This is a genomic window from Photobacterium sp. GB-1 (genome assembly GCF_003026165.1).
Taxonomy (GTDB): domain Bacteria; phylum Pseudomonadota; class Gammaproteobacteria; order Enterobacterales; family Vibrionaceae; genus Photobacterium.
The window spans coordinates 94540-107679 of record NZ_PYOB01000007.1; the positions used below are offsets into that span (position 1 = coordinate 94540).

The window sequence follows — 13140 nt, forward strand, 5'->3', positions numbered from 1 at the left end:
CGGTAAAAACAAAAAGGCCACCCGTAGGTGACCTCTTAGGCTAATCAAAAAGAATGATTAGTTTTTCGCTTCAGCTGCTGCTTTAGCGATAGCAGCGAAGCTTTCAGCATCAAGTGCTGCGCCACCAACTAGAGCACCGTCGATGTCTGGTTGTGCGAAGTATGCAGCTGCGTTTTCTGGCTTAACAGAACCGCCGTATTGGATAACAACGTTCTTAGCGACTTCTTCACTCTTCTCAGCGATGTGAGCACGGATAGCAGCGTGGATGCGTTGTGCATCGTCAGCAGTTGCTGCTTTACCTGTACCGATAGCCCAGATTGGTTCGTAAGCGATGATTGCGCCGTTCAGTGCTTCAACACCTTGAGTGTTGATAACTGCGTCAAGTTGACGCGCACATACAGCTACCGTTTCGCCAGCTTCGTTTTGTGCTTCTGACTCACCAATACAAAGAACTGGCGTTAGGCCATTTTCTTTTAGGAATGCGAATTTTTGAGCAACAAACTCATCTGATTCGTTGTGGTATTCACGACGCTCAGAGTGACCGATGATGATGTGGCTAGCACCGAATTCTTTAAGCATTGCAGGAGAGATATCACCTGTGAATGCGCCGTTGTTGTGTAGATCAACGTTTTGAGAACCAAGGATGATTTTGCTGTTTGCTTTGCTTAGTAGCTGCTCAGCTAGATCCAAGTACATTACTGGTGGAGCGATGGCTACATCAACACCTTCAACACCGTTAAGTGCTGCATCAAGACCTTTGATAAGGCCAGAGACCATTTCCTTGCTACCGTTTAGCTTCCAGTTACCCATAACCACAGGATGGCGCATAGCTTTTCTCCAAATTTAAATGATGTAATTAACTTAACTTGATGTAGTAAAAATATACCAAGAATGGTTCATTTTTACTGTCCAAAATCATTAATGAGCTCGGTTGTACCTTTTTCAAGGTAAAAAGTGAACTCATAATTTCAAAATATTTCAAAATATAGTTAATTTCTTGCAGGAAACTGCGTTAGAAAGAGTTTTTCTCTGTGTTTTCGGATTGTTTGGGATGAGATGAAATCGGCGTGATCTCAGCATTTTCTTGGTTATAGGGGTGTTGGAGGGTTTCGGCAAAGCGAACTAATTGGCGCTGTAACTCATTTCGTAACAACATGGTGGTGTGAAGTGGGTTTTTTCCACGACTAATAATCAGATCGATATGACTTTGTTGTGCTTTTAGGCGTGGTTGCATGCTGTCATGTGCTTGGTTTATTGCGTCTTCTATTAATTGTTGACGTAGTTGTTCGAATTGTTCTGGATCTTCTTTTGCCATTTTTGCCATATCATCAAAATTGGGTAGCGTATCCATCGTCAACTCCATCCGTACAACTACCTTTAGTATATGAAAAGATAACGGGTATGGCGTCTTAGAGGTGAGATTAGTAGGAGATAAAGTGACAACTTTATGCATATATCTCCTATTTGATACAACTAAGCGGGTGTTAATAACTACCAGTAATGCTCCATAGTTATCTGTCCCGGTTTTCGACGTAAATTTTTAGCAAATCCTCGCGCTTCTAGCACACTTTTAGTCTCTTTTACCATTTCAGGGTTACCACACAACATAATTTGGCTTTGCTCTGGATGTAATGTTAGCCCGACATGGCGCTCTAGTTGTCCATCTGCAAGGGCTTGAGTGATCCTTCCTGTCAGGCAAAGAGGAGACGGTTCTCGGCTGACAAAAGGCTGGACGATAAGTTGATCGCCATATTGCTGCTTTAATTGTGTGATTTCTGCTTGATAACTTAAATCTGCGGCAAAACGAACCGCATGAACTAAGATAATTTTTCTAAACCGATGCCAGGCATCGCCTTGCTGCAAAATAGACAGGTAAGGACCGATAGCCGTCCCTGTTGCAAGTAGCCAAAGGTGATCGCCTTGTGGAACCTCATCAAGAGTAAAAAAGCCATTGGCGCGTGCAGAGATCAAGACTGTATCGCCTTCTTCTAGTTGGTGGAGTCGTGGTGACAATAACCCGTCTTGAACCCTTGTGGCGTAAATATCGATGGTTGGCTGCTGGGGAGGGTTAACAAAAGAATAGGCGCGTTGGACCATTTGGCCATCAATCTCTAAGCCGAGCTTGGTAAATTGCCCTGCTTTAAAAGGCTCGATGTTTGCCGCTAATGACAAACTGAATAAATTATTATTCCAGTGGCGGTTTGCAATAACTTGAGCAGGAATCCAATCAGCCATTATGGCCTCCTAATTCTATGATGTTATTCGATAAGTGCAGCGCCTTTGACCTGAAATGATATGTTCTTCACGTTCAATACGGATGTTTTCTCCAAGAAGGCGTTTAAATACCGTAAGTTCCGAGAGACATAGCGCAGGACAATGTTGTGCTGCTCGACAAATAGGGCAGTGATTTTCAACTAAGGTATAACCATCGTGCGTTGTTATAAGCTCTGCCATATACCCATCTTGTGTACGTAATTGAGCGAGGTGTTCGAGCTTTTCTTTGAGTGTTTCGCACGTTTGTAATGTTTGTTGATACTGTTCGTAAGTCTGCTGTTCGCGTTTTGCGATGACTTGCTCAAGCCCTGATGTTCCGAACAGATCTTCAACTGACTCTAACATGTATACGGCTAAATCATGATGACGATCAGTAAAACGACGATGTCCTTGCTCTGTTAATTGCCAATGACGGGTAGGACGTCCGACTTTGACTTTGACATCGTTAAAATCAACCAGCCCTTCATCTTCTAAGCTTTGTAAGTGCTGACGAATTCCCATGGTAGTAAGGGAGAACTTTTCAGCCAATACTTTTGCCGTGACAGGACCTTCATTTTTTAAGTGATAGAGGATTTTCTCGATGGTTTTCATAGCTACCTATATATTCATTTCTCTAGGTATTATGGGATCAGCTCATTAAATAAAGCAATCTCTTTACCATTCTAACGGGTTGCGTTGATTTTGCTTCTTAGGAGTGAGAGGTGGGAAAAAAAGCGTACCGAAGTACGCTTTCTTGCATGTGAATATCGTAATTAGATGATGTGCGATTTTACAATGTCATCTTTACGATCAAGGTAATGGGTCGACTTAATACGACGAATAGTACGGCATTGACCACGGATCAATAAGGTTTCCGTTGTCGCGATATTACCTTGACGATGAATGCCTTCTAGTAAGTCACCTTTGGTTATACCTGTCCCTGCAAAAATCACGTTATCGCTTTTTGCTATATCTTCAATACGCAATAATGTGTTGGTTTTAATACCCATTTCGTGGCAACGACGAATTTCAATTTCACCGAGTTCGCGGTTTTCTGCGGTATCCCCTTTGACCTCATGACGAGGAAGTAAACGCGCCTGCATGTCACCGCCTAATGCACGGATCGCGGCGGCGGAAACAACACCTTCTGGCGCACCACCGATACAGTACATCACGTCGACTTCACTATCTGGCATGCAAGTTAGAATAGACGCCGCCACATCGCCATCAGGCACGGCAAAGACACGAATACCGATTGCTTGCATTTGCTTAATCGTTTCATCGTGGCGAGGCTTGGCAAGGGTGATCACCACTAAATCTTGCAATGATTTACCCAGAGCATTAGCAATAGCCGTCAAGTTATCAACAAGTGGCTTCTCAAGATCAATCACGCCTTTTGCTGCAGGGCCAACCACCAGTTTTTCCATGTACATATCAGGCGCCTTTAGAAAGCTTCCTTTTTCACCCGCGGCTAATACAGCGAGGGCATTATTTTGTCCCATCGCTGTCATGCGTGTTCCTTCAATGGGATCGACTGCAATATCAACAGCATCGCCACCGCAACCCACCTTTTCACCGATGTAGAGCATTGGCGCTTCATCAATTTCGCCTTCACCTATTACGATTTCGCCATTGATTTCAGTTTGATTAAGTAGAATACGCATCACTTCTACCGCAGCATTATCAGCAGCATTTTTATCGCCACGACCAAGCCATTTATGGCCTGCTAGTGCCGCCCCTTCTGTAACCCGTGAGAATGCCATTGCTAAATCGCGTTTCATGATAACTCCAGATATAAAATCGATTAGATAAATAAACTGAGTCGATTTTAACATAAGGGATGGTGAAACGATTGCGCAAAATAAAGGGCAGTATTGCAATGTTCATAACCCGTATTAATCGCTGTGTATAAATTCTGGTTTTGATGACAAGCCACTATTATATCCTGCATGTGGTCATGCTAATGATTAGCGTTATTTTTGGTGACAGAATATCAATGAATGAATCGTGACAAAAAAGCAATATTGGTGGTATTGGGTCTAAACACTGTGTACAAATTAGGATATAAATAAGAAAGCGTAAGTTAGGTGACAGTTAAGCTTATTCGTTGATGTTTTTTTGACAGGGAAGAGAGCAAATAAAGCTGAGATTCGATTAAAAATGAACTTCGCGCTGTATTTGGTTGTCTCAGTGGGCGAATATTTGATCCACTTTGCAAAAATTATATCAGACTTGTGTGATTTTCATCCGTTTGCCCAAAAGCATTAGAATTGTGGATGTCAGATAGTCGCTGCCTCGTTAGAATAGAGGTGAATGTGAATTTAACTCGCGCGTAGGTGATTGGCTTAATGACTAAGCCAACATACGGGCTAAGATCAGGTAAACAATATGTCTCTAGAAATGTTAGAACAACTAGAAGCCAAAGTTCAGATGGCAATTGATACAATTTCTATTCTACAAATGGAAATTGATGAATTAAAAGAGCAAAACTCTCAACTTTCGATGGAAGCGCAAGAACTACGCTCTGGTCGTGAAAGTCTAAATGAAGAAAATGAAAAACTACGTCAAGATCATAATGCATGGCAGGAGCGCGTACGCAACCTACTAGGCAAAATGGAACACGTAGAATAATACTGATTTCAGTTTATCTGTTTCGGTTTTCGGCTTGGTATGTTGTTTTCAGGAACGACAGCATACCGGGCCGTAATTTTATTGATTGCTCGCAGTATGTCTAATCGATATCAAGAGGCTCAGGTGATAAAATAACCCCAGTATTATCAGCATAGATATGATCTTCTGGTAAGAAGGTCACCCCACCAAAATTGACTGCAACGTCAACCTCACCGATATCACGTTGATCAGCGCCCACTGGGATTGAGGCAAGCGCCTGAATACCAAGATCTAATTCATCTAGCTCATCAACATGGCGAACACAGCCATAAATAATCAGCCCTTCCCATTGATTTTCTTGCGCTAAATGAGCTAAATCGATATCAATTAATGCACGTCGTAGTGAACCACCACCGTCAATTAATAACACTCGCCCTACGCCTGATTGTTCTAAGACTTGGCGAATAACACCGTTATCTTCAAAACATTTTATGGTGGTTATTTGACCGCCAAAAGAGCTGCGTCCACCGTAAGAGCTGAACATAGGCTCAACAACATCAACGTGTTCGAGATAGATATCACACAGTTCAGAGGTATTGTATTCCATAAGTGGACTTCTTATTTAGCGAAAGAAAAGAAAGGAAATCAATAAGGCTTATAACGAGGAGATACTCATCGTAAGCCTTGTTGAAATTATAACCAGTTGATCTGTCATTGCAATTCGCAATTATGACAAGATGATCCCAAGAGCAAACAATAAATTCGTCAGTAAAGCACATTTGACCATGGTTGCCATCATTGGGCGGAGTTCTTCACCATTTTTAGAATGATAAACAGCACGACCATGTTTAAATAGTAGTGGCACACTCAATAAAAATAGCCATCCGAATAGCGATTTTATTTCAAATAGAGAAAAAAGCGTTAAACATACAACACTGGCTGCTAATAAGAAGAGGTGGTATTTACGACCCCATTCAGGTCCCATTCGTACGACCAAAGTTTGCTTACCATAAGCTCGGTCGTTATCAATATCACGTAGGTTATTAATATTAAGAACGCCCACTGCGAGCAAACCACAGGCCGTTGCCGGTAACATTATCACTGAATCAATGTTGCCAGCTTGTAGGTAGTAAGTGCCTGCAACACCCAACCAGCCAAAAAAGATTAATACTGATAAATCACCTAAGCCACGGTAACCGTAGGGCTTATTACCCACGGTATAGGCAATAGATGCAACAATAGCTAGCGCGCCGAGTAGTATAAAGCCAATGATGTCATGGGGATTATGACAGGCAAAAAATATCAATGATAAGCCACTGATTGCTGTCAGAATAATGTTGACAAACATGGCAGTACGCATGGCTTTCGGGGTTACTAATCCTGATTGAATCGCACGTTGAGGTCCTAAACGATCATCATTATCGGTGCCTTTGACAGCGTCACCGTAATCATTAGCAAGGTTAGAAAGAATTTGCAGCAAAAGGGCGGTTAATAAAGCGAGCGCTGCAATTAAAGCAGAAAAACTTCCATGCCATCCTGCCACTGCACTACCGCATACAATTGATGCGATGGCTAGTGGCAAGGTTTTCGGTCTTGCTGCATCTAACCAAATAGCAAGTGATGAAGATGATTTCATAATCTAGGTACTTAAATAATGAGGGAATAGCTATTATGGCGAAAATTTGGATTGGCGCAAATTTATCCCATTAATAGTTGCTAAAATAAAAAAAACGGTGCGCAAGGCACCGTTATTTCTGAAAGGCAATGTTATTACAGGATAAAGCGGCTTAAATCTTCATCTTGTACGAATTCACCAAGACGCTCGCTAACATATGCGGCATCAATCGTGAATTTCTCACCAGACTTTTCGCTTGCATCATAGGAAATTTCTTCCATTAGACGTTCCATAACGGTATGCAGACGACGAGCACCGATATTCTCAGTACGCTCATTCACTTGCCATGCCGCATCCGCTAGGCTGTCGATACCGTCAGCCGTGAATTCGATTTCAACTGATTCTGTTGCCATTAATGCTTTGTATTGCTCTGTTAGCGATGCATTTGGCTCCGTCAGAATTCGTTTAAAGTCGTGACTTGTTAGCGCTTCAAGCTCAACGCGAATAGGTAAACGACCTTGCAATTCAGGGATCAAATCCGATGGCTTAGCCACTTGGAAAGCGCCTGATGCAACAAACAGGATGTGGTCTGTTTTAACCATACCGTGTTTGGTTGATACTGTGCTGCCTTCGACTAATGGGAGTAAGTCACGCTGCACACCTTCACGAGAAACATCAGGACCGGAAGACTCGCCACGCTTACAAATTTTATCGATTTCATCGATGAACACGATACCATTGTTTTCAACCGAATGAATGGCTTGTTCTTTAAGCTCTTCTTGGTTGACTAACTTCGCCGCTTCTTCTTCGGTTGCAGCTTTTAGCGCGTCTTTGATTTTCATCTTGCGCTTTTTAGTGGTATTGCCAGCAAGGTTTTGGAACATGCCCTGTAGCTGGTTGGTCATTTCTTCCATACCAGGAGGCGCCATGATCTCTACACCCATCTGAGGTGCTGCAATGTCCATTTCAATTTCTTTATCGTCAAGCTTGCCTTCACGTAATTTTTTACGGAAAGATTGACGAGTCGACGACTCTGCAGGGGCTTCTTCATTTTGACCCCAAGCATCACGCGCTGGTGGTAGAAGGGCATCTAAAATACGCTCTTCTGCTAATTCTTCAGCACGGAAACGGACTTTCTCAGTCGCCTGTTGATGTGTCATTTTTACTGCTACATCAGTTAGATCGCGAATGATTGTTTCGACTTCTTTACCAACATAACCCACCTCGGTGAATTTTGTTGCTTCTACTTTAATGAAAGGCGCGTTAGCTAGTTTCGCTAAGCGGCGTGCAATCTCGGTTTTACCCACCCCAGTTGGGCCGATCATTAAAATATTTTTTGGCGTTACTTCAACACGCAACTCTTCAGGAAGTTGCATACGACGCCAGCGGTTACGTAGTGCAATCGCAACTGCTCGTTTCGCTTTGTCTTGACCGATAATATGGCGATTAAGTTCATGAACGATTTCGCGAGGAGTCATTTCAGACATTACAACTTCCTTACTTAGTTTCTAATTCTTCAATGGTGTGATTGTGGTTAGTGAACACACAAATATCACCAGCAATATTCAGGGCTTTCTCTGCAATTTCTCGCGCACCTAAATCGGTATTTTCTAGCAATGCTGTGGCTGCGGCTTGGGCGAAATTACCGCCAGAGCCAATCGCAATTAAGTCGTGCTCTGGTTGTACAACGTCACCATTACCGGTGATGATGAGTGAGCCTGTTTCATCGGCAACGGCCAACAAGGCTTCAAGCTTACGCAGAGCGCGATCAGTACGCCAATCTTTGGCAAGTTCAACGGCCGATTTTAGAAGGTGGCCTTGGTGCATCTCAAGCTTACGCTCAAAACGTTCAAATAGAGTGAATGCATCAGCGGTACCGCCAGCAAAACCTGCCAGTACTTTATTGTTATATAGACGGCGAACTTTACGTGCGTTGCCTTTCATTACTGTGTTACCAAGTGATACTTGGCCGTCACCAGCAATGACGACTTTACCGTTTCGACGTACAGATACAATAGTTGTCACGGGGTTAACCTCTCTGGTTCTGCTCCGGCATAGCCGGTAACGTTAATGTGAAAAGATCTGGGGATGAAAGAAAGGCTTTTCAAGTATGAACTGTCAATTGGTCGCTATTATTACGTTTATCTAACATAAAAAAAGGACGTACATAGGTACGTCCTTCTGATTATTTGGCTAACCTTGGAGAGTTATTGCCAATGCCAAATACCACACGGTGAAACACCGCCATTTTGTAGTTTAGCTTTATCTTTTTCAGCACTGCTTTTTTGTGAGTAAGGGCCTAATACGACACGGTACCAGGTTCCTTTTGCATCACTGCTAATTTTAAGTTGGCTATTCATGCCTTGGAATGCAATTTTTGCTTTACGTTCATCGGCTTGTGATTTATTACGGTAAGCACCACACTGCAATACAAAGCGCACACTTGATGTCGCCTCGGACTGATTTTTGGCTGGACTTGGTTTTATGTCTACAGTAACCACAGGCTTAGCTGTTTGAGCGTTCTCTTTCGGTTTAGGTGTGTCTGTTTTTTTAGCTGCAGTTTCTGTTTCCACTGGCTGCATACGTTGGTTTTTCAAGTCGTCTGGCACGATGACTTTTTTATTTTCTAATTCTTGAATGTAACGCCATTTCTCTTCAGGTTTTGGCGGTAGAACTTCTTTATTAGCGGTTTTTTTAACCTCATTAGTGGGTTGAGGTTTTGCACTAATTAAAGGTTCATCTTTATGTGCTGGTTTTTCAGGAACATCAGTACCAGATAAGAAGAATAAACCAGTAATAAGTCCAAATACTAATACAATAGCGGTGACCGCCCACTTGATTGGAAATCCACTAGAGGCGGGGGCTTTTTTTCGACTCGGACTGCTTTTTTTATTTGCCGGTTTCGGCGAGCGTCCGCGTTTTACATAATCTTTAGTAGCCACGATGATAGACAAATATGTTGAGAGAAGGAAAGAACTCTATGTTACAAAGTTGGAATGATACTGACTAGTTTTTATCACTATTAATGTGTGGGTTAAGGTCAATAGTATGTAAAAACTGTGAACTTATGATTATTTCATAAGCTCACAGTCTTTTTATGACTATCGAGATGGTGGGGCTGCACTTTCACGGATCACCAGTTTCGCATCAAGTAAGCGAGATCCTGCTTGTACTTCCTTGCCTTTAAGTAGTTCAAGTAACATCAACATTGCTTGACGACCAATCTCATAGCGTGGTTGAGAAACGGTGGTTAATGGTGGGTCACAATATTCAGCAAATTGAATATCATCAAAGCCAACAATCGAAATATCTTGAGGAACACGAAGACCAAGACGTTTTGCCTGCTGCATTGCGCCAATCGCCATCACATCAGAATGACAGAACAGTGCGGTTGGTGGCTCAGGTAACGACAACAATGCGGTAACTGCGCGTGCGCCAGCAGCAAAGCTAAAATCACCTTTCACCGTATAGGCTGGGTTTAATGTAATCCCACCACGACGCAGTGCTTGTTGATAGCCCTGATTTCGGAATTGAGATAATGGTGCTTGGTCGGGGCCGGTAATTTGCGCAATACGCTTATGACCCATTTGTGTTAGATAATTAACTGCTTCAAATGCCGCGGTGAGATTATCAATATGGATGGTCGGCAACTCTAACTCGGGTGCGTACTCACAAGCCATCACTAAGGGGGGTAGGTTCTTCTGTTCTGGTTTACTGACATCAAAAGGTAAGTCTGTACCCAGTAATAACATACCATCAGCTTGTTTAGTAAAGACTAAATTAACAAATGAGTTTTCACGCTTTTTCTGTTGACCACTGTCGCCCAGCAATACAAGGTAACCGTACTCCATTGCAGCTTCTTCGATACCACGAATAATCTCTGTGAAGTAAGGATCACAAATATCAGGGACGATAGTTACGATCGTTTTTGACTCATTGCGACGTAAATTACGGGCAAGTGAGTTAGGTGAGTAGCCAGCTTCCATGACAGCCTGCTCAACTTTTTTACGAGTTGAAGCCGATACTTTTTCCGGGTTCATTAGCGCACGGGAAACCGTTGCAGTCGAAACTCCGGCTAGCTGGGCAACATCCTTCATTGTCGCCATATTGCTTTCCTCTTTTATCTAAATCTCTCTTATTATGCGGCTGGTGGCTCGAGGTCAAAAGGACTGAGACGGAAACCAGCGAAGCAGTAAATGACTGATATTAGTCAATACTATTGATATTGTAGAGCGTATACACGGGATTAAACATGCCTCAAATAGCATAAATTACATTCACTATGTGAGTTTTGTCGCATTGTTGGTCTTAAGTTAAATCTTGTGGCTCTACATCAATCGACCAACGTACTTTTTTTGCTAACGGCAGTAATTGAATTGCAGGCTTGGCAACACTGAGTATCTGTTGCAAGGTTTTGCGATTAGGGGTTTGTAAAATTAATTGCCAACGATAACGTCCAGCACGACGGGCAAGAGGAGCGGGGTTTGGCCCTAATACACAGCAATCTTGATCATAAACGGGGCTGGATTCAAAAATGCCACGGATTTGCTGTAATAGTTGGCAAACAGTATCACTGTCATTCGCTTCCGCCCGTATTAAGACAAGGTGAGTATAGGGCGGTAACATAGCTTGCTGGCGTTCAACTAATGCGGTTTGTGAGAAAACGCCATAGCCTTTATGAAGCAATGATTGTAATAGTTGATGCTCTGGGTGATGAGTTTGCAATAACACTTCGCCCGGTTTACTCGCGCGCCCTGCACGTCCTGCAACTTGAATAAACAATTGTGCTAAACGCTCGGATGCGCGGAAGTCGTTACTAAACAGTGCGCTATCAACATCAATTAAGGCGACTAAAGTGACATTCGGGAAATGGTGGCCTTTTGCTAGCATTTGGGTACCAATTAAAATTTGATACTCATTGTTTTTAATCGCTTCGAGATAGTTTTCTAAAGCCCCCTTGCGACGCGTGCTATCACGATCAATGCGCACCGTCTTAAATTCAGGAAATAGGGTGGCGAGTTGATTTTCTAATTGCTCAGTACCAACACCGACGGGCAATAATTGCGTCGAACCACATTGCTCACATTGCGGCATGATAGGACGCTGAGTTGCACAATGGTGACAACGCAGCTCTCCAGATTGCTGGTGTAAGGTGTAATAAGCATCACAACGATGGCATTCAGCGATCCAACCACACTCATGGCACATCATTGCAGGTGAAAAACCACGACGATTAAGAAATAACATCACCTGATTACCCGCATTTAAGTGTTTACGCATCTCAGCGATAAGTGGTGCAGATAACCCAGCATCAAGATATAAACCTTTAACATCAATCACGCCATGACGCGCCAATTGAGCGTTACCCGCACGTTTAGTTAAGGTTAAATGATGGTATTTGCCTGTTTTAGCGTTATGCAAGGTTTCTAATGCTGGTGTTGCAGAGCCTAAAATAATCGGAATGTTTTCTTTATTGGCGCGCATAACGGCAAGATCGCGAGCATGATAACGTAAGCTATCTTGTTGTTTATAAGATGCGTCATGCTCTTCATCGACAATGATGATGCCAAGGTTTGCAAAGGGGGTGAATAATGCAGATCGCGTCCCGATGATGATCCCCGCTTGATTATCTCGACCTGCAAGCCATGCAGCCATACGCTCGCTGTCGTTTAGCCCTGAGTGAACCGTTTCTAAAGGCACATTAAAACGACGGCGAAAGCGGTTAATCGTCTGAGGGGTTAAGCCAATCTCAGGGACTAAGATGAGTGCTTGTTTACCTGCGGCAAGCACCGGCTCTAGCAAGTTAAGATATACTTCTGTTTTGCCTGAGCCCGTTACCCCTTCTAAAAGATAACAGCCAAACTCAGGGTTACTATTCACGGTGGCAATTGCTAACGCTTGTTCTTCATTTAAACGTGGTTTTTCTTCAGTAACAGAAAACTGTTTCTGCCAGTTTTGGCTTTTGGGTTGTTGCTGTTGTTCAATGATCCAGCCTTTATTCGCTAACGTTTTTAAGGTCGTAGAGCTCACTTCTTCGCTCAATAGTGCATCATGACTGACAGCTCCGTTTTGTAGTAGACGCAGTATTTGGGCTTGTTTGGGCGCGCGGGTTAGGCCATTTAGCGGTTGTGATTTTCCCGCTTCAGTTAATGCCCAAAATTTCAGGGTGGTTTGTGAGGCTTCACGTCCTTTTCGCAATAAAGCCGGCATTGCATTAGCCAGTGTATCGCCGAGAGGATATTGATAATATTGACTAGCCCATTTGAGCAAATCAAATAATGGCGGCATCCACAGTGGTGCTTTATCAATGACTTTTTGAATAGCTTTTAGTTGTTCGATAGGAAACTCAGAGCTATTTGTCAGTGCGGTAACGATACCTATTAAACGTTGACGCCCGAAAGGAACCTGCACACGCCCGCCGATAATAGGTAGGTCGTTGGGTTTGATTAAATAATCAAAGGTTTTATCTAGGGGAATAGGGAGAGCGACTCGAGCGATATTCGGGATCATAATTTACTGCAGTCATTGAGCTTGTGTTGAATAATACCAGACCAAGTGATACTCGATAAGTGCTGTTAAGTCTGATAGGTGAAGAACGCGGTGTGGTACAAAGAAATTACGCGTGAAAAATCGGCATCTGTATTGATCTCCGCGTGATGATT

Annotated in this window: 13 protein-coding genes; 1 reads left to right on the forward strand and 12 read right to left on the reverse strand. The window is 43.0% G+C overall.

The window, feature by feature from the left end:
- Window positions 1-57 precede the first annotated feature (57 nt).
- From tpiA to glpX, 5 genes are all read right to left on the reverse strand, one after another.
- Window positions 58-828 (reverse strand): triose-phosphate isomerase, encoded by a 771-nt coding sequence (tpiA, locus tag C9J45_RS10065; RefSeq protein WP_105061127.1) that lies wholly within the window; start codon window positions 826-828, stop codon window positions 58-60.
- A 184-nt stretch (window positions 829-1012) separates the two neighbouring features.
- Window positions 1013-1453 carry a DUF3135 domain-containing protein gene (locus tag C9J45_RS10070; protein ID WP_233217672.1) on the reverse strand — a complete coding sequence of 147 codons (441 nt, stop codon included), beginning with the start codon at window positions 1451-1453 and terminating at the stop codon, window positions 1013-1015.
- A gap of 38 nt (window positions 1454-1491) precedes the next feature.
- Window positions 1492-2235 carry a ferredoxin--NADP reductase gene (locus C9J45_RS10075; protein ID WP_107292487.1) on the reverse strand — a complete coding sequence of 248 codons (744 nt, stop codon included), beginning with the start codon at window positions 2233-2235 and terminating at the stop codon, window positions 1492-1494.
- Window positions 2236-2250: 15 nt separating this feature from the next.
- Window positions 2251-2865, reverse strand: coding sequence for a metalloregulator ArsR/SmtB family transcription factor (locus C9J45_RS10080; RefSeq protein ID WP_107292488.1), 615 nt, complete (start codon window positions 2863-2865; stop codon window positions 2251-2253).
- Between the two features lie 161 nt (window positions 2866-3026).
- A complete protein-coding gene (glpX, locus tag C9J45_RS10085; RefSeq protein WP_107292489.1) occupies window positions 3027-4034 on the reverse strand; it encodes a class II fructose-bisphosphatase in 1008 nt (335 codons plus the stop codon).
- Between the two features lie 607 nt (window positions 4035-4641).
- Here glpX and zapB point away from each other — a divergent pair.
- Window positions 4642-4884, forward strand: coding sequence for a cell division protein ZapB (gene zapB / locus C9J45_RS10090; RefSeq protein WP_107207476.1), 243 nt, complete (start codon window positions 4642-4644; stop codon window positions 4882-4884).
- Between the two features lie 100 nt (window positions 4885-4984).
- Here the strand turns inward: zapB and rraA are convergent, their stop codons facing one another.
- The 7 genes from rraA to priA all read right to left on the reverse strand — a co-directional run bounded on the left by rraA (window position 4985) and on the right by priA (window position 12988).
- Window positions 4985-5470 (reverse strand): ribonuclease E activity regulator RraA, encoded by a 486-nt coding sequence (gene rraA / locus C9J45_RS10095; protein WP_107207477.1) that lies wholly within the window; start codon window positions 5468-5470, stop codon window positions 4985-4987.
- A gap of 120 nt (window positions 5471-5590) precedes the next feature.
- Window positions 5591-6499, reverse strand: coding sequence for a 1,4-dihydroxy-2-naphthoate polyprenyltransferase (locus C9J45_RS10100; protein WP_107292490.1), 909 nt, complete (start codon window positions 6497-6499; stop codon window positions 5591-5593).
- A 134-nt stretch (window positions 6500-6633) separates the two neighbouring features.
- Window positions 6634-7965, reverse strand: a complete 1332-nt coding sequence (hslU, locus tag C9J45_RS10105) for an HslU--HslV peptidase ATPase subunit (RefSeq protein WP_107207479.1) — start codon at window positions 7963-7965, stop codon at window positions 6634-6636.
- 10 nt (window positions 7966-7975) lie between these two features.
- Window positions 7976-8503, reverse strand: coding sequence for an ATP-dependent protease subunit HslV (gene hslV / locus C9J45_RS10110; RefSeq protein ID WP_005371875.1), 528 nt, complete (start codon window positions 8501-8503; stop codon window positions 7976-7978).
- A 182-nt stretch (window positions 8504-8685) separates the two neighbouring features.
- The gene (locus C9J45_RS10115) at window positions 8686-9420 is read right to left on the reverse strand and encodes an SPOR domain-containing protein (RefSeq protein WP_107292491.1); all 735 of its coding nucleotides are present in this window, start codon (window positions 9418-9420) and stop codon (window positions 8686-8688) included.
- A 159-nt stretch (window positions 9421-9579) separates the two neighbouring features.
- Entirely contained in the window at window positions 9580-10602 is a 1023-nt protein-coding gene (gene cytR, locus C9J45_RS10120) for a DNA-binding transcriptional regulator CytR (protein WP_289844205.1), read from the reverse strand.
- Window positions 10603-10786: 184 nt separating this feature from the next.
- Window positions 10787-12988 carry a primosomal protein N' gene (gene priA / locus C9J45_RS10125; RefSeq protein WP_107292492.1) on the reverse strand — a complete coding sequence of 734 codons (2202 nt, stop codon included), beginning with the start codon at window positions 12986-12988 and terminating at the stop codon, window positions 10787-10789.
- Window positions 12989-13140 lie beyond the last annotated feature (152 nt).

Bases quoted from the DNA above. Each gene is read 5' to 3' on its own strand.
- tpiA (WP_105061127.1), bottom strand. From the start codon at position 828: ATGCGCCATCCTGTGGTTATGGGTAACTGGAAGCTAAACGGTAGCAAG.
- C9J45_RS10070 (WP_233217672.1), bottom strand. From the start codon at position 1,453: ATGCATAAAGTTGTCACTTTATCTCCTACTAATCTCACCTCTAAGACG.
- C9J45_RS10075 (WP_107292487.1), bottom strand. From the start codon at position 2,235: ATGGCTGATTGGATTCCTGCTCAAGTTATTGCAAACCGCCACTGGAAT.
- C9J45_RS10080 (WP_107292488.1), bottom strand. From the start codon at position 2,865: ATGAAAACCATCGAGAAAATCCTCTATCACTTAAAAAATGAAGGTCCT.
- glpX (WP_107292489.1), bottom strand. From the start codon at position 4,034: ATGAAACGCGATTTAGCAATGGCATTCTCACGGGTTACAGAAGGGGCG.
- zapB (WP_107207476.1), top strand. From the start codon at position 4,642: ATGTCTCTAGAAATGTTAGAACAACTAGAAGCCAAAGTTCAGATGGCA.
- rraA (WP_107207477.1), bottom strand. From the start codon at position 5,470: ATGGAATACAATACCTCTGAACTGTGTGATATCTATCTCGAACACGTT.
- C9J45_RS10100 (WP_107292490.1), bottom strand. From the start codon at position 6,499: ATGAAATCATCTTCATCACTTGCTATTTGGTTAGATGCAGCAAGACCG.
- hslU (WP_107207479.1), bottom strand. From the start codon at position 7,965: ATGTCTGAAATGACTCCTCGCGAAATCGTTCATGAACTTAATCGCCAT.
- priA (WP_107292492.1), bottom strand. From the start codon at position 12,988: ATGATCCCGAATATCGCTCGAGTCGCTCTCCCTATTCCCCTAGATAAA.